Here is a 23,921-nt window from a genome sequence, read left to right on the forward strand (position 1 = left end):
TGCCAATAGAAACTATAAATATATGCTTATGAAACTATTATTTAACCTGGAATATCAGACCTCTTTCGGTGAAAATCTGGTACTGAACATCATGTCGGAAGACGACAAGTCAAAGGTTACTCAATACAAGATGAGTACCCTTGACGGACTACATTGGTCGTATCAATTAACAAAGGGTGCCAAGGCAGAAGCCCATATCGATTATTATTATAGTGTTTACCGAGGTGACAAGGAGGCTCGTCATGAATGGCTTACAGAGCCTCACCATCTAGAGATTATTGCTCCCAAAGCGAACTTCTATATGGTATATGACCATTGGATAGACATCCCAGAGGATTCCTATATGTATTCTTCTGCCTTTACAGAATGTATTGCAGCCCGTAAGCGTGAGAAGAGCGAGGAGGTATCTTATTCTCAAGTGGTAAGACTGAAAGTACGTGCCCCGCAATTACGAGGCAACGAGCGACTTGCCTTACTGGGAAGTGGAGAGGCTTTAGGTAATTGGGAAGCCAAGCGTGCCTTAAAAATGACAGAGCATGAGAGTCACGAATGGGTCATCAGTCTGGATGCTGATGAACTGGGAGAGACGATGGAGTTTAAGTTTGTAGCGCTGGACGAAGAGGAGGATGTCACCCCACTTTGGGAGAATGGCAACAACCGCACAGTGGTACTACCACAGATCAAGAAAGGGGAAGTCATCGTTTACGAGCTTTCTCGGGCTTTCTTCCCTATCTATCCTTGGAAGGGAGCCGGAACCGTCATCCCTGTCTTCTCCCTCCGCAGTGAGGGCAGTTTCGGTGTAGGCGATTTCGGTGATTTGAAAATGATGGTCGACTGGGCGGACAAGACCAACCAGCATATCATCCAAATACTGCCAATCAACGATACCAATATGACTCAGACATGGCAGGACAGCTATCCTTATAATAGTATCAGTATCTATGCCCTGCATCCGCAATACACGGACTTCAGGCAGTTGCCAGAGATTAAGGATGAAAAAATAAAAATCCAATTCGAGCAACTCCGCCATGAGCTGAATGCCCTGCCACAGATTGATTATGAGCGGATGTTCGCTGCTAAGATGGATTATCTGCATGCGTTATTTGAGCAGGAATGGGCAACTATCAAGCGCCGTGCTACCTATAAGGCATTCTACGAACAAAACAAGGAGTGGTTGGTGCCCTATGCCGCTTTCTGTTACTACCGTGACAAATACAAGACTGCGGTGTTCTCGGAATGGCCCAAAGACGCGACGGTGAAAGCCTTGAAGATAGACAAGGATGTAGAGTTCTGGTTCTTCGTACAGTATAACCTCGACCAGCAGATGCATGCCGCCCATGAGTATGCCCGTCAGCATCATGTCATTCTGAAAGGTGATATCCCCATCGGTATCTCCCGTGACGGCGTAGAGGCATGGGTGGAGCCTAAATACTTCAACCTCAACGGACAGGCAGGTGCCCCACCCGATCCTTTCTCTGCTGACGGACAGAACTGGGGCTTCCCCACCTACAACTGGGATGAGATGATGAAAGACGATTGTGTATGGTGGACACGCCGCTTCCGTAAGATGGCTCAGTTTTTCGACGCTTATCGTATTGACCATGTGTTAGGCTTCTTCCGCATCTGGGAGATACCCGTACCTGAGAAGTCAGGACTGATGGGGCAGTTTGCGCCAGCCTTGGGAATGAGCAAGGAAGAGATTGCCGGCTATGGTGTGAATTTCAACGATGGTCTCTTCTTGGTTGACCACAAGCGTAACGACCGCTGGCATCCACGTATCGCCGTTCAGTTCCAACAAGCTTACGAACAGTTAGACGAGGAACAGAAATACAATTTCAACCGTTTATATAACGACTATTTTTATCGTCGTAACAACCAATTCTGGTATCAGGAGGCGATGAAGAAGCTGCCCCGTCTGACACAAGCCACCCGTATGCTGGTATGTGCGGAGGATTTGGGTATGGTACCCGAATGTGTTCCCTGGGTGATGAACGAGCTGCGCATCCTGTCGCTCGAGATCCAGACCATGCCCAAGGATCCGAATTTACGGTTTGGCAAACTGTCACACAATCCCTATCGCAGTGTATGTACCTTCTCGACACACGACATGCCAACATTGCGCCAATGGTGGGACGAGGACTATGAGCAGACGCAAGTATATTACAACGGACCACTGCGCCGTGGTGGTGACGCGCCTCATCCGTTACCTGGCTGGCTTGCCAAGGATATTGTGAGCCGGCAGTTGACATCACCCAGTATGCTCTGTCTGCTGTCCCTGCAAGACTGGCTGTCGATAGACGAGAAACTACGACTGCCCGACCAGAATGCAGAGCGTATCAATATCCCTGCTAACCCTCGCCATTACTGGCGTTATCGGATGCACATGACCATAGAGGACTTGTTAAAAGCCGATGATTTCAATGAAACAATCAAGACATTAATCTCACAAAGTGGTAGATAATAATATGAGACGCATTCACTTTTTCCTTACACTCTTACTATTGCCTTTGACAGCTCTTGCTGCTGAAGTGAAATCACCAAACGGCAATATCGTTTTGACTTTCCATGTAAACGATGGAGTCCCCACCTATAGTATGACTTATAAAGGCAAAGATGTCATTAAGCCCAGCAGACTGGGATTGGAACTTGCCAAGGACAAGCATGCCTCTAAAGGAATGAGCGAGACAGACCTGATGGATCATTTCTCCATTAAAGAGGAGACTACCACTTCTTTCGACGAGACGTGGCAACCTGTGTGGGGCGAGACCAAGGATATCCGTAATCATTATAATGAATATGCAGTTACTCTCGAGCAGAGACTGGACATTCACCACTATCCCAAGAAGGCAGGGACAAAGGGAATGTGGATGGAGACACAAACACGTGAGATGATGATCCGTTTCCGTGTGTATGACGACGGTATCGGTTTCCGCTATGAGTTCCCACAACAAAAGGATCTCAACTATTTCCTCATCAAAGAGGAGCACTCTGAGTTCGCTATGGCTGGCGACCATATGGCATGGTGGCTGCCTGGAGATTACGACACACAGGAGCAGATCACACAACAGACACGCCTCTCAGAGATTCGCGGACGAATGAAGAGTGCTGTCAACTGGGACAACTCCTCCGTTGCCGTCTTCTCGCCGACAGGTGTGCAGACTTCTTTGCAAATGAAATCTGATGATGGGCTGTACATCAATATCCATGAGGCAGCCTGTCTTGACTATGCAACCATGCATCTCGAACTGGTAGACGCGGAAACCCAAGCGCTGACAACACAATTGGGTGGCGGCAGTAATGCCTATACACCCAATCCTAAGCCCTCCATTTATCAATTACCCAAGGCTTTCACATTCGTCAGTCATCTGACACCTGACGCCACAGGACTGAAAGGTTGTATGCAGACCCCCTGCAACACTCCTTGGCGTACAGTGATGGTTAGTGATGACGCTCGTGACATACTGTCAAGTAATCTCATCCTTAACCTCAACGAGCCTTGCAAAATTGAGGATACCAGCTGGATCCATCCCACGAAATATTGTGGTGTATGGTGGGAGATGATTGTGGGTAAGTCAAGCTGGCATTACACTGATGACTTCCCCAGTATCCACCTTGACCAGATAGACTGGCAGTGTGTAAAACCCAATGGGCGGCACGCTGCCAATAATGAGAAGGTAAAGCGCTATATAGACTTTGCTGCAAAGAACGGACTCGACCAGGTATTGGTAGAAGGCTGGAATGTCGGCTGGGAAGACTGGGCGAATATGTGGAAACGGGACGTCTTTGATTTCGTGACCCCCTACCCCGACTTCGATATCAAGATGCTCAATGAGTACGCACACTCCAAGGGCGTGAAGATCCTGATGCACCATGAGACCAGTAGCTCCACCCAGAACTACGAGCGACATATCAAGGAAGCGTATGAGTTGATGAACAAATATGGCTACGATGCTGTGAAGACGGGATATGTAGGTGATATTATCCCTCGTGGCGACCATCACTACTCACAGTCGATGAACAACCACTACCTGTATGTCATCAAAGAGGCGGCGAAACACCATGTGATGGTAAACAGCCATGAAGCCACCCGTCCGACAGGACTCTGTCGCACTTATCCTAACCTGGTAGGTGGCGAGAGTGCACGAGGCACAGAATACGAAGCTTTCGGCGGCAACAACCCCGACCACACCTGTATCTTGCCATTCACCCGCCTGCAAGGTGGTCCGATGGACTATACCCCTGGTATCTTTGAGACAAAGTTAGACACATGGAGCAATAACACCTCTTGGGCACGCATCACTATCGCTGGTACACTGGCGCTCTATCTGACAATGTACAGCCCGTTACAGATGGCGGCAGACCTCCCAGAGCACTATGAGAAATACGATGACGCTTTCCAGTTTATTCGTGACGTTGCCTGCGACTGGGATGACTCCAAATATTTAGAGGCAGAGCCAGGCGACTATATCACAGTGGCTCGTAAGGCAAAAGGCACCGACAACTGGTTTATCGGTGGCAAGTGTGACGAGAACGGTCACCAGAGTGTCATCAGACTCGACTTCCTAGACAAAGGAAAGAAATACAACTGTACTATTTATGCTGATGCCAAGGATGCCCATTACGAGAAGAACCCCAAGGCTTACGTCATCACCAAGAAGGTGGTGAAGGCTGGTGACTCCCTGAAACTGACAGAGGCTCCTGGTGGCGGTTTTGCAATTTCACTGATAGCACAATGATAGCACAATGAGAAGAACTTTATTAATAGGAATGACAGTGCTACTGACAGCTTGCAAGCCTACGACAGAGACATTTCACTTCGACGAAGTAACCTACTCACCCCAAGAGACCGTCTTCAAGTTGTTTGCACCTACTGACGCCAGGTGTCTGGTGGTCATCGATAACGATAGTATTCACATGAAACTACAAAGTGACAGCATCTGGACGGCAACGCTCTCTGGTGACCAGAAAGGAAAGACCTATCAGTTTGTCGTCAACGGACAGGCTTCTCCTGGAGTGTTCGCCAAGGCGGTAACAGTAAATGGTGAGAAAGGGGTTATCCTGGACATGCGTGACACCAACCCCAAGGGGTGGGCTGACGACCAGCATGTGCTGCGTCCTTTCCAGGACTATGTCGTTTATGAGATGCACCATCGTGATTTCTCTATAGCACGCCCAGAGGCAAAGCATCCCGGTAAGTTCCTTGCCCTGACCGAGCCTTGGGCAATCCAGCACTTGAAAGACCTTGGTATCAATGCCGTCCATATCCTGCCCAGCTACGACTACGGCTCTGTGGACGAGACCCGTCTGAATGAGCCGCAGTATAACTGGGGCTATGACCCTGTAAACTATAACGTGCCGGATGGCGGCTATTCCACCGACCCTTATGACCCAGAATGTCGCATCCGGGAGTTCAAGCAAATGGTACAGGCACTCCACAAGGCTGGTATCTCGGTTATCCTCGACGTTGTCTATAACCATACCTACGACATCGATCACTCCAATTTCCAGCGTACCTATCCCGATTACTATTATCGTAAAACAGCAGAGGGGGTATATAGCAACGGGTCTGGCTGTGGCAACGAGACGGCCTCTGACAAGCTTATGATGCGGAAATTCATGGAGGAAAGCGTGAGATATTGGTTTGAAGAATACCATATTGACGGATTCCGCTTTGACCTGATGGGTGTTCACGATATAGAGACGATGAATGCGATCCGCAAGATGATGGATGCCATTGACCCCAATATCCTCATCTATGGAGAGGGATGGAGCGCAGGAGCCTGTGCCCTGCCTAACGAGCAACTGGGTATGAAGGCGAACATTAAGCAGATGCCTCACATCGCCGCCTTTTCCGACGAGATACGCGATGCGCTTCGTGGTCCTTTCAGCGACGACACCAAAGGTGGTTTCCTCATAGGAGTCCCCAATTGTGAGGAGAGTCTGAAATTCGGTATTGCCGGTGCTATCGAGCACCCACAGGTTGATATGAAGAGCGTCAACTACTCAACAGAGCCTTGGGCTGCCGAGCCTACCCAGATGATGAGTTATGTAAGTTGTCATGACGACATGTGTCTGGTCGACCGTCTGAAAACCAGTAAGCCTGGGATAACGATGGACGAGCTGATTCATCTTGACCTCCTTGCACAGACCGCTGTCTTTACCTCACAAGGTATTCCCTTCATGCTAAGTGGTGAGGAACTGCTACGTGACAAAAAAGGTGTCCATAACAGCTATGAGTCGCCCGACAGCATCAACCGTCTAGAATGGTCGAATCTCCAACGCTACCCGCAAGTCTTTGCATATTACCAACGACTCATTGCCTTGCGCCTGCATCATCCTGCCTTTCGTCTGGGCAACGCAGACCTCGTCCGCAAACACCTGGAATTCCTGAAGACCCCTCAACAGGTAGTTGCTTTCAGACTTAAAGACCTTCAGGACAAGGACGAATGGCAGAATATCATCGTCGTACTGAATGCCTCTAAGGAGCCACAAACCATCACCATCCCCCAGGATAAATACACGGTGGTATGTCAGGACGGTAACATCAATGAACAAGGGATGGGCAACGTCAATGGCAACAAGATAGTGGTCACTCCCCAATCTGCAATGATTATACATAATTAAACCAAGTATGACAATATGAAACGAACATTATTATTAGGACTCTTTGCTTTGCATATAATAACAATGAACGCCGCAGTGAAAATAGACAGGATAGACCCCACCGACTGGTTTGCGGGCATGAAGAATCCACAATTGCAACTCATGGTATATGGTAAGAATATCGCCTCTGTCAAAGAGGTGACCACTGACTACCCCCATGTGCGCATTGACAGTGTGGTACGCCTTGACTCTCCCAACTACCTTCTGCTATACCTCAACCTGCAGGGAGCACAGCCTGGAACCATGACGCTGAAGTTTGACAAGCAGAAAGTAAACTATACCCTGAGACAGAGGGAGAAAGCTGGCGACCAGCGTATGAGCTTCACCAATGCGGATGTGCTCTATATGCTGATGCCCGACCGTTTTGCACAGGGAGCTGGTCATAACCCACAGGTTAAGGGACTACGCCCCTATCAGGAGGACCGAACACAACCGAGTCTGCGACATGGAGGAGACTTGAATGGGATCCGTGAGCATCTGGACTATTTCACCGAATTAGGAGTGACCGCGTTATGGCTGACTCCTGTATTGGAGAATGACTCCCCTGACACGGAAAATGGTTTCTCCACCTATCATGGCTATGCCACTACAGATTACTATAGAGTAGACCCACGTTTCGGGACCAATGAGGACTACCGACGGTTATGTGACGAGGCACATGCCAAGGGACTGAAGGTCGTGATGGATATGATTTTCAACCACTCGGGCTTTGAGCATCCCTGGACCAAGGACATGCCATCGAAAGACTGGCTCAACTCTCCGGAATGGTTGAAGGACGAGCAAAAGAACCTGTATCTGCAGACCAGCTACAAGTTGACCCCTGTCAAAGACCCTTACGCCTCTAAGAAAGACCTGCAAGAGACAACGGAGGGATGGTTTGTACCCACAATGCCTGACCTCAACCAACATAACCCACACCTGATGCGCTATCTTATCCAGAACAGTATCTGGTGGATAGAGACGGTAGGTATCGACGGAATCCGTATGGACACCTATCCATATGCCGACGCCCATGCTATGGCACAGTGGATGAAGGAGCTCGACAACGAATATCCCCATTTCAATACCGTTGGTGAGACATGGGTTACCGAGCCTGCCTATACCGCGGCATGGCAGAAAGACAGTAAACTCTCCAAAGATAACAGCTATCTGAAGACCGTCATGGACTTCTCGTTCTTTGACAAGCTCAATCAAGCAAAGAATGAGGAGACGGACGCATGGTGGAATGGTCTGAACCGCATCTACAACTCGTTTGTTTATGACTACCTCTACCCCAACCCCTCATCGGTCATGGCATTTATCGACAACCACGATACCGACCGATTCTTGGGGAACGGATGCGACACTCTTGCCCTCAAGCAAGCACTCGCCTTGTTATTGACCGTCAACCGCATCCCACAACTCTACTATGGCACCGAGATTCTGATGAACGGTACCAAGGAGGTGACCGACGGCAACGTGCGCAAGGATTTCCCAGGCGGTTTCCCGGGTGACAAGCGTAACGCCTTTACCAAGGAGGGACGCACCAAGGCTGAGCAGGACATGTTCCGATGGACCAGTCGACTGCTTCACTGGAGACAAGGTAACGAAGTGATTACCAAAGGGGCGATGACCCAGTTTATCCCCTATAGAGGTATCTATGTCATTGCCCGCCGATACCAGGGTAAAACAGCACTCACCATCCTCAATGGCACCCGTCAGGAAGCCACGATGCCTGTGGAGCGCTATGTCGAGGTAATTGGTAACACCAAACGGGCGAAAGACATACTCACAGGACGATACTATGATCTGTCCCAAGACCTCCGACTACGTCCCCGTCAATCGTTGATTTTGGAATTTTAAGTATTAATCAAACTTAAAACGTATCATATAAAGGTGGCAATTCAAAAAAAATTGCTACCTTTGCATTTAATATCACTTTACTTAAAAATAAACTATTATGGCAAATCTATTTTCATTAGAGGGTAAGAACGCCTGGATTACCGGCGCATCTTACGGAATTGGTTTCAACATCGCCAAGGCTTTCGTAGCAGCAGGCATCAAGAACATCATCTTCAACGACATCAACGAGGCAGCGCTGGAGCGTGGTCTTGCCAATTACAAAGAGGCAGGTATCACCAACGTGAAAGGTTATGTCTGTGACGTGACAAAGGAGGACGACGTGAAAGCACTCGTGGAGAAAATCCACGCAGAGGTAGGTCAGATTGACATCCTCGTCAACAATGCCGGTATCATCAAGCGTATCCCCATGCACGAGATGAAACGCGCTGAGTTCCAGCAGGTCATCGATATCGACCTCGTAGGTCCGTTTATCGTCAGCTCAGCTGTCATCCCTGAGATGATGGAGCGTCGTGAGGGTAAGATTATCAATATTTGCTCGATGATGTCTGAGCTGGGTCGTGAGACTGTCAGTGCCTACGCAGCCGCCAAGGGTGGTCTGAAGATGCTGACCCGCAACATCTGCTCTGAGTATGGTGAATATAACATCCAGTGTAACGGTATCGGTCCGGGTTACATCGCTACCCCACAGACCGCCCCACTCCGTGAGCGTCAGCCAGACGGCAGCCGTCATCCGTTCGATTCATTCATATGTGCGAAGACACCTGCTGGTCGCTGGCTCGATCCATCAGAACTCGGAGGTCCCGCTGTCTTCCTTGCCTCACATGCCTCTGACGCCGTTAACGGTCATGTGCTGTATGTGGACGGTGGTATCCTTGCATATATTGGAAAGCAACCTCAATAAGTCTTTCCGACAGACTACAAAAAAGAGGCTTCCCGTAAGGAAGCCTCTTTAAATTTTTCTTGACAAAAATTACTTGTTCACAACCTTTGCAAGCTCAGCACCAGCCTTAAACTTAGCAACCTTCTTAGCAGCAATCTTGATCTTAGCCTTGGTAGCGGGGTTGATACCCTCACGAGCAGGCTTCTTAGCTACAGAGAATGTACCAAAACCTACGAGCTGTACTTTGTCACCCTTCTTCAGTGCGCCAGCGATAGCCTCGATAGTTGCGTCCAATGCCTTCTTTGAATCAGCCTTAGTCAGTTTTGCAGAGGCTGCGATCTTCTCAATTAATTCTGTCTTGTTCATAATCGTTGTTGTTTAAAAAGATAAATATTAATAGTTTAAATCGGTTTTTATTGTATTCCACTGCAAATATAGGAGAAACAATTAAAAAAACAAACAAAATTGCAAAAAAAATGAGATTTTTATTGAAAAAAAATGCTTATAGCGCCTTTTTTGCGTCAAAAAACAGATTATTTTCGTAATTTTGCACCGTCAACGATGGAAAATCATTGTTTGACGGCAAAGTGTAAAAGTTGAATTGTAAATTGAATAAATGAATAATATACCTACGATGACCAAGAACCTGCTCATTGTCAACTTTTTGGCATTTGTGGCGACTTGGGTTTTGGAATTACGGGGCATTGACCTGACCTCATTATTGGGACTCCATTTCTTCATGGCGAAGGACTTCCACCTTTACCAGTTTGTCACCTACATGTTCCTTCATGGCGGCTTCACACATATTTTCTTTAATATGTTTGCCCTTTGGATGTTCGGTGCCGTCATCGAACGGGTATGGGGTCCGAAGAAATTCCTTTTTTATTACATTTCGTGTGGTATCGGTGCTGGCATAGTACAAGAGATTGCCCAATATGCCAACTATATGGCAGAAGGTCTTGCCGCCTACGACAACGTGAACCTTGGAGGTACCATCATGGCGACAGCCGACTACCTCAACCTATGGACGACGATAGGTGCCTCGGGGGCCGTCTATGCCATCCTGCTTGCCTTCGGTATGATTTTCCCCAACGAGCGGTTGTTCATCATTCCCTTCCCCTTCCCCATCAAGGCGAAGTGGCTGATTGTCGGTTATATCGCCATCGAGTTGTTCTCAGCACTTAGCGGTCCTGGTGATGGTGTCGCCCATACGGCACACTTAGGAGGTATGCTCTTCGGTTTCATTATGATCCGTTATTGGAAGAAACACCCAGGCAACGGCAATGGTTTCGGTCGCAGCCGAGGACAGGAGTTCTTCGACAACATGAAACGGCATTTCGACGAGCGACAGCAGCGCAGTAGCAACCGTCGCCGCTGGGCTGACGAGCCGGAGGAACCGACGTATGAGGAGCCGAAGAAGCCCAAACGTGCCAACCAGGAGGAGATTGACGCGATCCTCGACAAGATCCGCAAGAGCGGCTATGACAGTCTGACGAAAGAGGAGAAGAAGAAGTTGTTTGACCAAAGTCAGCAGAATTGATTAAGCAGCTAAAGACATTCACCGTTCAGATGCTGGCAGGCGCGAATCTCGTCACCATCATCGTTATGACACTGATTGGCTATTCCGACCGGTTGAGTCCTTCCGACCATCCAGTGCTGTCGTGCTTCGGGATGACATTCCCCCTTTTCCTGCTCATCAACCTTGCTTTTCTGCTTTTCTGGGTTGTCTTCAAGTTTCGCATGATATGGATTCCCCTGTTGGGCTTTCTCATCTCGTACGTACCTATATCTATATATATGCCCCTTAATTTGCGGAAGCAGGAGGTGCCTGAAGGTGCCCTTAAAGTCGTGAGCTATAACGTCTGCGGATATGGTGGTAACTACAAGTACGAGCAAGGCTTCGAGGTAGTACGTGACTATCTCTTCGCGGAGGATGCCGATATCGTCTGCATACAAGAGGATAATGACACCTGGCGCCGGTATTGTTTCAAACACTACGAGAAGAAATACGCCTATAACGACACGATCATGTTCAACACCGACCTCTACCCCAATGGTGTCGGTATCCATACCCGTTTCCCGATCATCCGTCGGGAGCGTATCCCCTATCGTTCCATCAACAATGGCAGTGCCGCCTGGTACCTACAGGTAGGTAACGACACCTTGTTGGTCATCAACAATCATTTCGAGGGCACCCATCTCAAGCAAGAGGCACGTAGCGCCTACCGGGAGATTCTGAAAGGCGAGATGCGTGGTGACACTGCCCGTATGGAGTCCAAGAAGCTATTGGTAACACTCTCAGAGTCAGCGTCTAAGAGAGCTCCGCAGATTGAGGCAGTGTGTCGTTATATCAAGGAGCATCGCCAATATCCTATCCTCCTCTGCGGTGACTTAAACGACAACCCTATCTCCTACTCCCGTCACCGTCTCGCAGAGGTGCTAACCGACTGCTACGCTGCTACCGGACGAGGACTCGGTTTGTCATATAATCAGAAAGGATTCCCTTTCCGTATCGACTATATTTTCTGTTCTTCCGACATCCACCCATACAACTGCAAGATAGACAGTAAAATAGACGCCAGTGACCATTATCCTATCGTTTGTTGGATTAAAATAGGTGGAAATGATTGAAAAAATGACGAATTTCCCTTAGAAATTTCGCCAAGTGGAGAAAAATAAGTATATTTGCAGGCTAAAATTGCGGAATCACAAAATTAAACAATATAAAAAACAAAATGCAAAACAAAGGAATTGTAAAGTTTATTGCACTCGTTCTAATCCTCGTGTGCTGCTTCTACCTCTCCTTCTCGTTTGTGACACGCTACCACGAGAACAAGGCAGCCGCCATGGGCGAAGAGGCAGGTCAGGAGTACCTCGACTCTATCATGAACGAGAAAGTGTACTGCGGAATCTATTCGTTCAAGCAGTGCCGCGAGATGGAAATCGGCCTTGGACTTGACCTGAAAGGCGGTATGAATGTGATTCTTGAGGTGTCAGTACCCGACGTTGTCGATGTACTTGCCGACCACAAGACAGACGCTGCCTACAAGAAATCGATGGAAGAGGCTAAGAAAGAGGAAGAGACCAGTCAGAACGACTTCATCTCCCTGTTTATCAAGTATTGGAAGCAGAACTCCAACGGACGTCCTCTGGCAGCTGTCTTCGCCACCCAGCAGATGAAGGGTAAGGTGAGCACCAACAGCACTGACGCCGAGGTAGAGCGTGCCCTCCGTGCAGAGGTGCAGTCTGCCGTTGACAACTCTTTCAATGTGGTCCGCAACCGTATCGATAAGTTCGGTGTCGTACAGCCTAACATTCAGAAACTGGAGGGACAGAGCGGTCGTATCATGGTGGAGATGCCTGGTATCAAGGAGCCGGAGCGTGTTCGTAAGTTGCTGCAGGGCTCTGCCAACCTCGAGTTCTGGGAGACCTATAACTCACAGGAGATCTATCCCCTGCTCGCACAGTTGAACCAGAAATACGCCGCCACAGGTGGTGAGGTAGAAGTGGCTGACTCTACAGCTGCCGCTGCTGCTGACACGACAGCCGTTGCTGACACGACAGCTGCCAACTCTGCGAACCTGGCTGCCAAACTTGCCAAGAAGAATGACAAGGTGATGGATGCCAAGGCAAAGGCAGAGGCACTGAAGCAGAACCCGCTGTTCGCCGTCTTCCAGCCCGTTCCACAGGGACTCGCTATTGTTGGTTATGCCAACGCCCGTGACACCGCAGATGTCGACAAGGTCATCTATTCCGATATCGCCCGCCAGATCCTCCCTGCTGAGTGCAAGCTCCGCTGGGGTGCTAAGGCAGAGGATTTCGGAGGTGAGAACACCAAGGGTGAGATCTTCGCCCTCTATGCGCTGAAGATTACAGAGCCCAACGGACGTGCTCCACTGGAGGGTGACGTGATTACCAATGCCAAGGACGAGTTCGACCAGATGGGTCACCCCTCTGTATCGATGCAGATGAACTCTGACGGCGCACGCCGCTGGAGCCAGATCACCAAGCAGAATATCGGACGTGGCGTTGCCATCGTCCTCGACGACGCTGTCTATAGTGCACCACGTATCCTCACCCAGATTGATGGTGGTAACTCATCCATCACGGGTAACTTCACCATCGAGGATACCAAGGACCTTGCCAACACACTGAACTCTGGTAAGATGCCGGCTCCTACCCGCATCGTACAAGAGGAGGTCGTTGGTCCGTCACTCGGTGCCCAGTCCATCAAGCAGGGTATCATCTCCTTCATCGTAGCCTTCGTGCTGCTGATGATCTACATGGTGATGCTGTACGGTTTCATCCCAGGTATGCTTGCCAATATGGCACTGCTCTTCAACCTGTTCTTCACCCTCGGTATCCTTACCTCGTTCCAGGCGGCATTGACAATGCCTGGTATCGCTGGTATCGTGCTGACCCTCGGTACCGCTGTGGATGCCAACGTGCTGATCTATGAGCGTACCAAGGAGGAGCTCCGTAAGGGACATAGCGTGAAGGAGTCACTGAACCTCGGTTACTCGAACGCCTTCTCCGCTATCTTCGACTCTAACTTCACATCGTTGATCACAGGTATCATCCTGTATGTCTTCGGAACAGGTCCTATCCGTGGTTTCGCCACCACCTTGATGATCGGTATCTGTGTATCGTTCTTCACCGCTGTCTTCATGACTCGTCTGATCTACGATGCCAAGATGAAGAAGGACAAGTGGCAGAACCTCACCTTCTCTACCGCTTATTCTCGTAACATGATGCAGAACACCAAGTTCAACTTCATGGGTATGTATAAGAAGTCATTCACCATCTGGGGTGTCGCTGCCATCCTGTTCATCATCAGCTTCGCTGTTCGCGGCTTGAGCCAGAGCATCGACTTCACTGGTGGTCGCAACTATGTGGTGACACTCGACAAGCAGGTTCCTGTTGAGCAGGTACGTACTGCCCTCGCTGGTGCCTTCATCAACACCATTGGTGAGAATAAAGACAAGGAAGCCAACACCAGTGTGATTGCCCTCGGTACTGATGGAAAGACCGTTCGTATCTCTACCAACTGGGATATCGAGTCTAACAACCCACAGGTGGACGACAAGGCTGAGACCATCCTTTATAACGCACTGAAGAAAGCTGGTTTTGTCAACCAGTCTAACGTGGAGGCATTCAAGAACCCAGACGTTCGTGAAGGTGGCTCTATCATCAGCTCTGCAAAGGTAGGTCCTTCCGTAGCTAAGGACATTACCTATGGTGCTATCATCAGTGTGGCTATCGCCTTGATCGCCATCTTCCTCTACATCCTGTTGCGTTTCCGCAACGTGGCTTACTCTGTAGGTTCCATCGTCGCTCTGACACTCGATGCCTTGATTGTGATCGGTTTCTACTCTGTATTATGGGGATGGGTTCCAATGTCACTGGAGATCGACCAGACCTTCATCGGTGCTATCCTGACCGTTATCGGTTACTCTATCAACGATAAGGTGGTGGTCTTCGACCGTGTACGTGAGAACTTCAACCTGTATGCGAAGCGCGACCGTCAGAGCCTGTTCAATGGTTCTCTGAACCAGACACTGGCTCGTACCATCAACACCTCTATCACGACGCTAATCGTATTGCTGTGTATCTTCATCCTCGGTGGTGACAGCATCCGCAGCTTCTCCTTCGCCATGATCCTGGGTGTTATCTTCGGTACCCTGTCGTCTATCTTCATCGCAGCACCTACCGCCTTCCTCGTGATGGGTCGCACCATCCGTGAGAATGACGTGGAAGCATAAGAGCATTATAGCTTACATTATTATAACAGGGCTTGTCACCGTTTCCAGTGACAAGCCCTATTCTTTTATCCCTTTTATAAGTTGCGACGCTATTTGCTGACCACCATCATCTGGGAATCGCCGGGACGGGGAGCCTCGATGCAGAGTCCGGCGGCATGAAGGATGATCTCCATACCCTCGATGCCGTAGGGCAGGTGGCAGTAGGTGCTCTCTGGTATGTAGACGCGGGCTCCCTCACGCAGCTTATCGAAGAAGACGAACATCTGCTGAAGCAGACTCTCCACATCGCGGAACGACTCCTGCCGGCTGATGTCCAACAAGCCCTGCTCATAACTGTCATAAACCGTAGCCAGCTGACTGCCGCCGACCACCGTAGCATGTTCAGACTCCTCGTTGCTGTCGCTGAACACGAGCGTGCTGTTACAAAGGTCTATCCTGTTCAGTTGCTCTTCCAGTGGCAGGCGTTCCACCTGACAGTCCTCTGTCGCTTTCAGCTCGTTGAGGAGCATCTGCGGATAGTCCGTTTCCAGTTTGTGCAGGAACAGACAGTCTGCCTTCACCTGCTGCTCGTCTTCACTGATCAGGTAGATGATACCCCCCGCTGTCTCCAGGTCACGAGTACGGGCAATAGTGGGTTCTCCCGCCATACGCTCCAATGACGCGCCATAGAAGCTTTTCAAGTGTTTTACCAGTTGTAGGATGGGAGCAGATTGCAGGTTCACGTCATTGGCCACTATCAGACTCTTAACCATAGCCTTACGTTTAGGGCGATAAGGCTTCTTAGCCTCCTGCTCGAACTTCTCAGGATAGAGGTAAGCGTCCAGATGGACATCCGTCTCGTGGTGTCCGAAAATCTGCTCGATATAGTAACGCGACATGCTGGCACCCATCGGGCGGCAGTTCACCTCGACAAGCACAGGTCCGCGCTCGTCAACGATATACTCGCCGTGCACCGCTCCCCATTCTATACCGATAGCGTCCAGCACCTGATAAGCATATCGGATGAGACGGGAATGCCCCACATTAAGATGATTGACCGACTCCGTATTCTCATACAGGTTACTGCCATTCATGGCAAGCTTATTATATTGCCACATAGAAGCGAGTCGGTGCCTTCCCCGGCTCGATACCGTGTTCACGATATACTCCTTGCCGATGATGCGCTCTTGTATGAGGATATCGCTAAAATACTCATTCTCCTTGGCAAGAGCCAACAAACGACGCACTGCCGCCAGTGTCTCCTCGAGTCCCTCACAGAAGAGCACACCCTGAGTACCTGCCCCTCGTGTGGGCTTCACGACGACATGCGGGGTGCCCAGTTCCTCATAGAAAGCCTTTGCCCCCTCCTCACTATTCACAATGCGACCACGGATGTAACGTATGCCATAATCTGCCAGAGCCTGATGCATCTCACCTTTTTTGGTCATCTTGCCGATGTTAGCCCATTTGTTGCCACGCAGTCCTAAATCGCTGGCGAGCCGTGTAGCCAGCTCCACACCAAAATCACTGCCAGCAATGACCAGTAGCGGGTCATATTTCCGCACCTCCTCAAGCACCTCCTCGTAGTTAGGATTCTCATCGATGACAGGCACCTCTTCCGGCAGACGGATCAAGAACATCTCCTTTACCTGACGGAATGTCTCACGGTCTTCGTCCGTACCAAGCGATGGAGCAACCACAGCCACAGGCTGATAGCCTCTTGCCCTCACGTCATCAATCAGATTAAATCCTGTTGAGAAAGGCTCTACAATTACGATACTTCTTTTCTTTTTCATAGTATTTATAATTATAGTTCGTATATCTGTTCAATCTTTACACTCGTATTGTTCTATTTGATTGCAAATATACAAAAAAAATCTTTTTCTCCCCATTTCCTGCAAGAAAACTATTCACCCAGTTAACTATTTTTCTTGTAGCTCTGTACAGCCCAACAGCCCATCAGTGTACCAATGCTCGCAAGGGCTAAGACCTGGTGGAATGTTTCATGCAGACCTCCGCCGCGAATAAAAATGGTACGGATAGCATCGATGAAATAGTGCATGGGATTGATATAGGTGGTCAGATAAGCCCACTGGGGCATAGAGCGTGTTGGAGTGAAAAGTCCCGAAAGCAGCATAATGCTCACCACGAAGAACCACATCACGAACATCGCCTGCTGCATGGTGTCGGAGTAGTTGGACACAATAAGTCCGAACGACGAGAAGAACAGTGCCAACAGCATGGCAAGCACGTAGATGAGCCAAACGGGACCTGCTGGAGTGATGCCATAGACGAGCCAGGCTAACAGCAAGCATACGGTGATGACAAACAGCGCGATGAGCCAGTAAGGGATGAGTTTAGCGAGGATGAACGACCACTTAGAAACGGGCGTGACGTTGATCTGTTCGATGGTACCAGTCTCTTTTTCGCCAACGATATTAAGTGTGGGCAGGAAGCCCGTCATCAGCATCATCACAATGGCAAAAAGCGCGGGAATCATGAAGAGTTTGTAGTTCTGACCTTTGTTGTACAAGTTGAGAGTTGACAGTTGAGAGTTGACCATTGACAGTTGGGAGTGTGGCATACTATGCTGGCGCGAGGTGACGATCTGCGATAGATAGGCCGACCCCATCGCCCCCTTGGTGCCGTTGACGGCATTGGCAGCGATGAGATACTTGCCGTCACGAATCTCGAGGATGACATCCGCCCTACCCTTCTCAATGTCTTTCATCGCCTCAGCGTAGGTGGCCTTCTGTCCACCGAAGATGAAATAGTTAGAGGCAGCAACCTGCTGTACCAACCGCTGCGACTCCACAGTGTGGTCAATGTCAACCACATCCACCACGATGTTCTTCACCTCCATCTGCATCACCCACGGCATGACACACATGATCACGATGGGGAACATGATAATGAGTTTGGGAAGAAACGCATTGCGGCGTATCTGCAGGAACTCTTTCTGTATGAGATACTTTATCATAATTAGGAATTAGGAATTAGAAATTATGATTACTCCAGGCGCTGCTTGAACTTCTTCAAGGCAATGGTCAGCAGCACCGCCGTCATACCTGCCAGCACAGCCACCTCGCGAGCCACATCACCTATACCCACACCCATAATCATCAACTTACGCATAGCCTCGATATAGTAGCGTGGTGGCACAATAGCAGCCAGCCACCGCAGCACTTGTGGCATCGATTCTACGGGAAACAGCATGCCCGACAGCATCACCACAGGCATGAGCAGCACCATCGCTGAAAGCAGTAGGGCAACGAGTTGTGTCTGTGCCACGTTGGAGATGAGCAGTCCCAGCGAGAGCGCCAGCAGGATATAGAGGGTGCTCACAGCCAGAATCCAGAATAGCGAACCAGCCAAAGGCACGCCCAGCACAAAACGTGCCATCAGGAGGATGGTGATGAGGATGGCGAAGGCAAGCATCAGATAGGGCACCGCCTTGGCAATGATCACCATCAGAGGCTTGACAGGTGATACCAACAACACCTCCATCGTACCTTTCTCTTTCTCGCGCACAATCGATATTGAGGTCATCATGGCACAGATGAGCATCAGCAGCATACCCATGATGGCGGGTACGAAGTTGTAGGCTGACTTCATCTGCGGATTGTAGAGCATTTTGGAGTTTACCATGCTGCCCTGCATGTTTGCCAGCACGCCCTGCGCATAGTTCGTCCACTGCGCTGCCATGTTGGGGTCGGAGCCGTCCACTATCAGCTGAATACCGTCCTTTTTGCTGGCGAAATCGTGTGAGAACACCATGGCCATATCAGCCTTCTGACTGCGAATGAGTTGCTCGCCCTCCTGTGGGGTGCTCACCGTCTGCGTGATGACAAAATATTCCGATTGTGCCAACCGCTCAACAGCCTGCTGTGTACGGGGCGACATCTCGGAGGTGACCACCACCGTGCGCACATTTTTCACATCAGTGGTAATGGCAAAACCGAAGAGCAGCATCATCACCACTGGCATTCCGAAGAGTATCAGCATCGTACGCTTGTCACGCAGGATATGCTTGGTTTCCTTGATTACAAATGCTATAAACTGTTTCATACGCTTAATCACTTGAACGAGTGGCTTGACGAGCCAGATAGGTAAACACATGGTCCATATCAGGTTGGTGGAAACGCTGTTTCAGTTCATCTGGTGTACCAAGTGCGCTGATTTTGCCATCCACCATGATGGAGATGCGATCACAATACTCCGCCTCGTCCATATAGTGAGTGGTCACGAAGACCGTGATGCCACGACGGGCAGCGTCATAGATGAGTTCCCAGAACTGACGACGCGTGGCGGGATCGACGCCACCCGTTGGCTCGTCGAGGAACACCACACCAGGCTCATGGAAGATAGAAACGGAGAAGGCCAGTTTCTGCTTCCATCCCAATGGCAGCGAGCCAACGAGGTCGTTCTTGTGCTCCGTGAACTTCAGGCGTTCCATGAGTTCATCAGTCTTGCGGCGAATCTCATCGTCCTTCATGCCGTAGATGCCGGCAAAGAGACGGATATTCTCCGCTACCGTTAGGTCTTCGTAGAGCGAGAACTTCTGCGACATGTAGCCGATATGTTTCTTGATCTCTTCATGCTGCGTGCGGATGTCGTAGCCCACGACGGTTCCTGTGCCACTGGTGGGCTGGTTCAGTCCTGTCAACATGTGCATCGCCGTCGTCTTGCCGGCACCGTTGGCACCCAGGAATCCAAATATCTCACCCTTCTTAACACTGAACGAGATGTCATCAACGGCATGGAAATCGCCAAAGGCTTTTACCAGATGCTCTACTTCAATGACATTCTCACTTGAACCTTGAACCTTGAACCTTGAACCATCCTCGATACCTGGCGGATTGAAAATACTGGCAAACTGGGTGAGGATATCATCAGGAGTGCCGATGCCGTGTACATGCCCATGATCCAGGAAAGCCACGCGCTCACAGCAACGCACCTCATCGAGATAAGGTGTTGAGGCCACAATGGTAATTCCACTTTCCTTCAGCATCAGCAGCATCTCCCACAACTCCTTACGGCTCACGGGGTCAACACCCGTGGTAGGCTCGTCGAGGAAGAGGACACTGGGCTGGTGTACCAATGCACACGAGAGCGCCAGTTTCTGTTTCATTCCCCCCGAGAGAGCTCCAGCCTTACGGTCTTTGAAGCGTTCTATCTGACTATAGATAGCCTTGATAGAGTCATAACCCTCATCAACGGTAGTACCGAAAAGCGTAGCAAAGAAATGGAGGTTCTCCTCAATGGTGAGGTCTTGGTAGAGCGAGAACTTACCCGGCATATATCCCACCCTACTGCGCACCTCATGCATCTGCTTCACCACATCGTAGCCATCTACCGTCACCGTACCCGCATCAGGCAGCAACAGCGAGCAGAGGATGCGGAACAGTGATGTCTTGCCGGCGCCATCGGGACCAATCAGTCCGAAGACCTCGCCCTTGCTGACAGCAAACGACACATCGCAGAGAGCCTGTACCCGCCCATACGACTTGCTGATATTCTTTACCTCTATTGCGTTCATAGCTTCACTTCGCCATACATTCCAATCTTCACGAATCCGTCGTTTTTGACAGCCACCTTGACGGCATATACCAGATCGGCACGCTCATCGTCAGTGAGGATCGTCTTGGGCGTAAACTCAGAGCGAGAGGATATCCAGCTGATAGTGCCAACATACTCCTTGCGCTGTCCGTCGCCATAGTCGGCAAACACCTTTACCTGCTGACCTATCTTGATATTCTGCAACTGTGCCGAAGTAACGTATGCACGCAAGTACATCGACTCGGTATCAGCTATCTTAAACAGCGGTTTGCCCACACTCACAAACTCACCTCGCTCCACATATTTCTCGAGCACAGTACCCTTTGTGGGAGTCATGACGTGGCACTTACGCAGCATATCCTGCAACTGTGCTTTCTGCACATCAGCAGTCGAAAGTTGAGAGTTGAGTGTTGAGAGTTGAGTGCTCAGCGATGATATCTGCGCATCCAACTGTTTCTGTAGCACCTTCACCTGACTCGCAGCATCGTCGAGCATCTTTGAGGGGGCAGCCCCATCAGCTACCAGTTCGCGGTAGCGCTGCTCGTCTTGCCTGGCCTTAGCCAGCTGCTGGCGTGTAGCTGCGATCTGTCGTTCCATATCAGGTTTCTGACTCTGATACACTGCCTTGGTAGCATCCATCTGCTGAATCTTCAGCCACGTCTGCGTGGTGTCAATAAGTCCCACCTGACGGGCTGCCTCAATCTTGTCGCCCTCGTTCACATCGAAAGACAACAATGCCCCACTCTGTTCGGCAAACACGGTTGTCTCGGTTGCCTCGAAGACACCTGTAGCATCATATACTTTCTCGTTGTTTCCGCAGGCAGACATCATCAGCACCACACCTGCCAGTAAATATATCTTTTTCATATGCCTAATTATTTGTCGTATATTTGTTATCGTATATCTCTTTCAGCATCTCAATCTCATGCACCGACTGCTGCACACAGGCAGCATTCTCCTGATTGATCTCGCGCACCAAGTCGTTCACGTCGATAATACCATGTGCCAGTTTCGATTCTGCCGCTTTTCTCACAGCCTGGCGCAGTAAGATAATCTCTCCATCGCGGACCATCAGTTTCTGGTAGCGTTCTATGTTCTCGCGCTGCTGAATCTGTTCCAAGTTGTTATTGAAGAGGAACACCTCCCGGCTGTTTTCCGTCATATCACGCTGCAACTGCAGTTTTGCCTTGTCATTCTTGCGGGTATAGAGGGCACCAATGTTCCATGTCACACGTGCGCCGATGATGCCGTTCAGGCTCCACTTGTGGTGCATCATGTCCTCAAACATATTCAAGCCAGGATAACCATAGTAACCCTGAGCAAACACACCTACTTTCGGCATCAGCGCAGCGTCGAGAGCCTTCTCCTGAGCATTCAGCACACCTATCTGTGCATCCAGCGCCTTCAGTTCTGGTCTCTGGTTATCTGCCGTCATACTTCTGCCATCAGCCTTCACTTGTGGTTTCTGAACGGCTTTTACCTCCATACCACAGAATGTACTCAGCATTCTCAATAGCATCTGCTTCTGCGATATTAGCTCGGTGGCTTTCTGCACCGCATTGAGTCGCTCTGCCTTCACATTCTGCAGGTCGCTCTCGGCTGCTGTACCACGCTTAGTCATCGACTCCAATTTGCGCTCGTTGCCTGCCAGCAGCGTCTGCAAGTCACTATTCAATTTGATCTGCTCGTCGATTAGTAACAGCCCGAAATACATCTCGTTCACCCGCTTGCGAACTTGATAGATATTGACTTCGTTCTGTGCCTCCTGCATCTTACCCTGTTCACGGGCTATACGTTTCTGACTGCCTATGACACCACCATCATAGATGGTCTGCTGCACATCAATGCCCATGCGGTACTGATCCTTCTTCAGCCCCTTCATATCGATGCCCATACCGCTCATCATCGTTTTCATCTCATCGGGCCACCCTGTCACATCACTCTGATACGTGGCTTGCACCGATGCAGACACTTGCGGTAGCCATCCTTTCTGGATATTGGCGACCGTCAACTGTGTGGTCTTCTCGATAAGTCCATACTGACGAATCAGAGGATAATTCTTTTCTGCTGCCTGCTGACACTCTTCCAGCGTCTGTCCCAGTGCCAGCATCGGCAGCATCGTCAAAGCTAAAACCAATTTCTTCATATCATCTTTATCATTGAATTCTGAGTGCAAAAGTACGATGTTTTTTTCATCGTAATATTATCTGTAAGAATGAAGAAATGTCCTTTTTGTTCGATTGATATAAAAATAGAGCATCATTTCGCAGAAAATGATTATCTTTGCCAACAAAAAGAACTGATTATGAATAGGCAACCGCAACTGATGGATGTCTCACGCATGCGCGACATCCTTACACCACACCTCTCGCAAATCCGAGAGCATGTGTTCATGAATAGCGAACTGACAATGATTCGCGGTGACCACACAGTATTCAGTCTACTGATGCGCCAAAGACCGCCTTTCACCATCAACGATCACCGCTTAGGCATCATTATGAGCGGAGAGGTAGAAATCAACATCAACCTCCAAGACCGTCACCTCAAAAGCGGCACACTCGTCTATTTCGGTCCAGGCACCATCATCCACCCTAAGCGCCTGTCGCCCGACCTTCGCGTCTTCGGTATGGGACTATTTTCCAACTTCCCCATGCCCTTTGCGCAGGGACAGATGCCATCGGCATTCAATGGTCAGGTGCGTGACTTCCAGCTACTCGTCAGCGAAGAGGATATCGCTATTGCACGACATATTCTGGACACCATCTGGCAAACGGTTCATGTTACCGACGACTATCACCGTCCCACCGTCACAGCCCTCGTGGCAGCCCAGATGCACCACTACGACCAGCTGTTCCATCGGCAGTCTGATCAACTGGCAAGCAGCCGTTCACGCGAGCAGTCTATTTTCGACCGCTTCCTACAACTGGTCACCCAGCATTGTGCCGAACATCACCAGATAGGCTACTATGCCGACCGCATGTGCCTCACCGAGCGCTACCTGAGCACCGTCATCCGCAAGACCAGCGGTACTACCGCCAAAGACTGGATAGACCGTGCTCTCATCACCCGCATCAAAATAGAACTGCGCCACACGGATAAACCTGCGGCACAGATTGCTGATGAGATGCATTTCGCCAATCCCTCGTTCTTTTCCAAATATTTCCGTCGCCTCACAGGCATGACTCCCGGCGAGTATAAGTCTATCAGTTAATAGACCTTTTGCCGGGCTTGATAGT

Annotated in this window: 16 protein-coding genes; 9 read left to right on the forward strand and 7 right to left on the reverse strand. The window is 49.8% G+C overall.

From position 1 onward, the window contains the following. Positions 1-28: 28 nt before the first annotated feature. The 5 genes from BM257_RS00905 (at position 29) to BM257_RS00925 (ending at position 9,406) form a co-directional block, all read left to right on the forward strand. Positions 29-2,461, forward strand: a complete 2,433-nt coding sequence (locus tag BM257_RS00905) for a 4-alpha-glucanotransferase (protein WP_092067730.1) — start codon at positions 29-31, stop codon at positions 2,459-2,461. A gap of 4 nt (positions 2,462-2,465) precedes the next feature. Continuing rightward, entirely contained in the window at positions 2,466-4,736 is a 2,271-nt protein-coding gene (locus tag BM257_RS00910; protein ID WP_092067732.1) for a glycoside hydrolase family 97 protein, read from the forward strand. Positions 4,737-4,767: 31 nt separating this feature from the next. Further along, positions 4,768-6,624, forward strand: a complete 1,857-nt coding sequence (gene pulA, locus BM257_RS00915) for a type I pullulanase (RefSeq protein ID WP_255405432.1) — start codon at positions 4,768-4,770, stop codon at positions 6,622-6,624. Positions 6,625-6,639: 15 nt separating this feature from the next. Beyond that, complete coding sequence (locus BM257_RS00920; RefSeq protein ID WP_092067312.1) at positions 6,640-8,505, forward strand: alpha-amylase family glycosyl hydrolase; 1,866 nt, start codon at positions 6,640-6,642, stop codon at positions 8,503-8,505. Positions 8,506-8,602: 97 nt separating this feature from the next. Next, positions 8,603-9,406 (forward strand): gluconate 5-dehydrogenase, encoded by an 804-nt coding sequence (locus BM257_RS00925; protein ID WP_092067314.1) that lies wholly within the window; start codon positions 8,603-8,605, stop codon positions 9,404-9,406. 69 nt (positions 9,407-9,475) lie between these two features. Here the strand turns inward: BM257_RS00925 and BM257_RS00930 are convergent, their stop codons facing one another. Then, positions 9,476-9,751, reverse strand: coding sequence for an HU family DNA-binding protein (locus tag BM257_RS00930; RefSeq protein ID WP_092067316.1), 276 nt, complete (start codon positions 9,749-9,751; stop codon positions 9,476-9,478). Between the two features lie 250 nt (positions 9,752-10,001). On the opposite strand from BM257_RS00930, the gene BM257_RS00935 reads away from it, so the two are divergent. From BM257_RS00935 to secDF, 3 genes are all read left to right on the forward strand, one after another. Beyond that, positions 10,002-10,925: a rhomboid family intramembrane serine protease gene (locus BM257_RS00935; protein WP_092067318.1), complete on the forward strand. Its 924-nt coding sequence runs from the start codon at positions 10,002-10,004 to the stop codon at positions 10,923-10,925. Continuing rightward, positions 10,922-12,016, forward strand: coding sequence for an endonuclease/exonuclease/phosphatase family protein (locus tag BM257_RS00940; RefSeq protein ID WP_092067320.1), 1,095 nt, complete (start codon positions 10,922-10,924; stop codon positions 12,014-12,016). The genes BM257_RS00935 and BM257_RS00940 overlap by 4 nt, the downstream gene beginning before the upstream one ends. 104 nt (positions 12,017-12,120) lie before the next feature. Next, complete coding sequence (secDF, locus tag BM257_RS00945) at positions 12,121-15,147, forward strand: protein translocase subunit SecDF (protein ID WP_092067322.1); 3,027 nt, start codon at positions 12,121-12,123, stop codon at positions 15,145-15,147. A gap of 89 nt (positions 15,148-15,236) precedes the next feature. On the opposite strand, the gene BM257_RS00950 is transcribed toward secDF, so the two are convergent. The 6 genes from BM257_RS00950 to BM257_RS00975 form a co-directional block, all read right to left on the reverse strand. Beyond that, positions 15,237-16,922 (reverse strand): ATP-grasp domain-containing protein, encoded by a 1,686-nt coding sequence (locus tag BM257_RS00950; protein ID WP_092067324.1) that lies wholly within the window; start codon positions 16,920-16,922, stop codon positions 15,237-15,239. Between the two features lie 122 nt (positions 16,923-17,044). Further along, on the reverse strand, positions 17,045-18,109 hold the full coding sequence (locus tag BM257_RS00955; RefSeq protein WP_092067326.1) for an ABC transporter permease: 1,065 nt from the start codon (positions 18,107-18,109) through the stop codon (positions 17,045-17,047). 26 nt (positions 18,110-18,135) lie between these two features. Next, positions 18,136-19,194, reverse strand: coding sequence for an ABC transporter permease (locus tag BM257_RS00960; RefSeq protein ID WP_092067734.1), 1,059 nt, complete (start codon positions 19,192-19,194; stop codon positions 18,136-18,138). A gap of 4 nt (positions 19,195-19,198) precedes the next feature. After that, on the reverse strand, positions 19,199-20,665 hold the full coding sequence (locus tag BM257_RS00965; RefSeq protein ID WP_092067328.1) for an ATP-binding cassette domain-containing protein: 1,467 nt from the start codon (positions 20,663-20,665) through the stop codon (positions 19,199-19,201). Then, positions 20,662-21,552, reverse strand: coding sequence for an HlyD family secretion protein (locus BM257_RS00970; RefSeq protein ID WP_092067330.1), 891 nt, complete (start codon positions 21,550-21,552; stop codon positions 20,662-20,664). Before BM257_RS00970 ends, BM257_RS00965 begins: the two co-directional genes overlap by 4 nt. A gap of 4 nt (positions 21,553-21,556) precedes the next feature. After that, positions 21,557-22,831: a TolC family protein gene (locus BM257_RS00975; protein WP_092067332.1), complete on the reverse strand. Its 1,275-nt coding sequence runs from the start codon at positions 22,829-22,831 to the stop codon at positions 21,557-21,559. A gap of 159 nt (positions 22,832-22,990) precedes the next feature. On the opposite strand from BM257_RS00975, the gene BM257_RS00980 reads away from it, so the two are divergent. Beyond that, positions 22,991-23,896: a helix-turn-helix domain-containing protein gene (locus BM257_RS00980; protein WP_177215968.1), complete on the forward strand. Its 906-nt coding sequence runs from the start codon at positions 22,991-22,993 to the stop codon at positions 23,894-23,896. Positions 23,897-23,921: the final 25 nt, after the last annotated feature.

The organism is Prevotella sp. tf2-5 (genome assembly GCF_900115435.1).
GTDB lineage: Bacteria > Bacteroidota > Bacteroidia > Bacteroidales > Bacteroidaceae > Prevotella.